3 protein-coding genes are annotated in these 1,666 nt (G+C 63.6%); all 3 read left to right on the top strand.

The window, feature by feature from the left end; all coding sequences use genetic code 11:
- Nucleotides 1–318: type VI secretion system tube protein TssD (gene tssD / locus EN781_RS32055; RefSeq protein ID WP_127400703.1), on the top strand; the 318-nt coding region annotated here is incomplete at its 5' end.
- The gene (gene tssE / locus EN781_RS32050; protein WP_126059406.1) at nt 305–1,060 is read left to right on the top strand and encodes a type VI secretion system baseplate subunit TssE; all 756 of its coding nucleotides are present in this window, start codon (nt 305–307) and stop codon (nt 1,058–1,060) included. The genes tssD and tssE, both read left to right, overlap by 14 nt.
- 1 nt (nt 1,061) lies before the next feature.
- Nucleotides 1,062–1,666: type VI secretion system baseplate subunit TssF (locus EN781_RS32045; protein WP_189347963.1), on the top strand; the 605-nt coding region annotated here is incomplete at its 3' end.

Raw genomic sequence — 1,666 nt, 5'->3', positions numbered from 1 at the left:
CGCCGCGGTCGTGTGGCCTTGGGGATGATCAAGTTCACCAAGCACTACGACAAGTCCTCGCCCTATCTGAAGAAGGCGCTGTTCGAGAACAAGGCTCTCGACGAAGTGGTGTTTTCCGCGCGCCGGACCATAGACGGCGAGACGAGCGACTATCTGGTCGTGACGCTGACCGACGCCTCGATCATGGAATACGACATGTCGCAGGCCGAGGACGAGGAAGACCTGATCGAGGAGGAAGTCAGCTTCGCCTACAAGAAGATCAAGTTCGTCTACGACAAGGACGACGAAATCGAAATGGATGTCTATGTCGGCAAGTGAGGTCCGGCGGCCCGGCGCGAACAAGCCGCGGCTTGCCGGCAGTTCGCGAGCGACGCGCGAGGCGGTCCAGCCCTCTCTTTGGGACCGCCTCGTCAACGACCTGCCCGGGCTTACCTCCGAGATAGACGGGCTGCGCCGGCTGTTGCAGGACGAGCTTGGCGCGGAGCGGCTGGAGACATTTCTTGCCGGGAGCGCGCGCGCGATCGACGCCGATGCGGAGCTGACACCGGACCAGAAGCGGCGCCTGCACCGGCTGATCTTTCAGGACGAGCACCGTGCGGAGATCGAAAGCCGCGGTGTGGTGGTGTCGGCGCGCGTGCTGAGAGAGGCCGTGCGGCGAGACATCGAGGCCCTGTTCAACACCGAGCGCTTCGAATCCGTTCCGCTGCTGACCGATCTCGAGCGGGAGCAGGCGATGGACGACCCGCCTTCGCTGGCTGATTTTCCGGAAGTGCGCCGAAGCGTGATCAATTACGGCGTGCCTTCCTTCTCCGGCCGTTCGTCGCGAGACTTCGACCGCGATACGTTGGCGCGGGAGATCCGTTCGGTGCTTGCCACGTTCGAACCGCGCCTGAAGGAAAGCGCGACGACCGTCACGGTGACCCTTGGCGACAAAAGTGTGGGTCTGAAGATCGAGATAGACGCGGTGCTGATCATGACGCCGACGCCGGAACGGCTGCGCCTTCGCACAACGATCAATCTCGACAACGGCCTGGCGCGGACCGAATTCAGGGAAAGCTGAGATGGATCGGGTCTTCGTAGAATATTACGAGGAAGAACTGACCCATATCCGCGGGCTCGCCGCGGAATTCGCCGACATGCATCCGGCGATAGCTCGCAACCTTTCGCTCGATACGGTGCCGTGTCCGGATCCCTATGTCGAGCGCCTGCTGGACGGGGTTGCTTTTCTTGCCGCGCGCACGCGGCTAAAAGTCGATGCCGAGCGCTCGCGGTTTTCACGCGCCGTGCTCGACGTCCTCTATCCCGATCTGGTCACGCCGGCGCCGGCGACCGCCATGGCAGTGCTGAAACCCGGCCAGCAGGTCCAGTCGATGATTGCGGGCCACGTCGTGAAGCGCGACACCCGGCTGGTCTCCGGCCTCCAGCCTGGCCTGTCGACACGCTGCACTTTCACCACCGCCCAGGAGATCACGCTGTGGCCGATCGAGATCAGCTCGGTCAGCTATTTCCAGGATCGCAGCGGACTGGCGGCGGCCGGCATCGGGCCGGTCGGCGGCGTGGCCGGCCAAGCGGCGCTGCGCATCGCGCTCACCCGCACCGGCAAGATAGAGATCAAGCTGGTCAAGCGCGAGTTCGTTGAATTTGCCTTTGCCGGTGCGGGTGAGCG

It is taken from the genome of Mesorhizobium sp. M4A.F.Ca.ET.090.04.2.1 (assembly GCF_003999085.1).
In the GTDB taxonomy this organism is placed as follows: domain Bacteria; phylum Pseudomonadota; class Alphaproteobacteria; order Rhizobiales; family Rhizobiaceae; genus Mesorhizobium.
This window is presented reverse-complemented; position numbering and strand designations above follow the sequence as displayed.

Excerpts from the sequence above, each read along its gene's own strand:
- tssE (WP_126059406.1), top strand. The coding sequence starts at position 305 with ATGTCGGCAAGTGAGGTCCGGCGGCCCGGCGCGAACAAGCCGCGGCTT.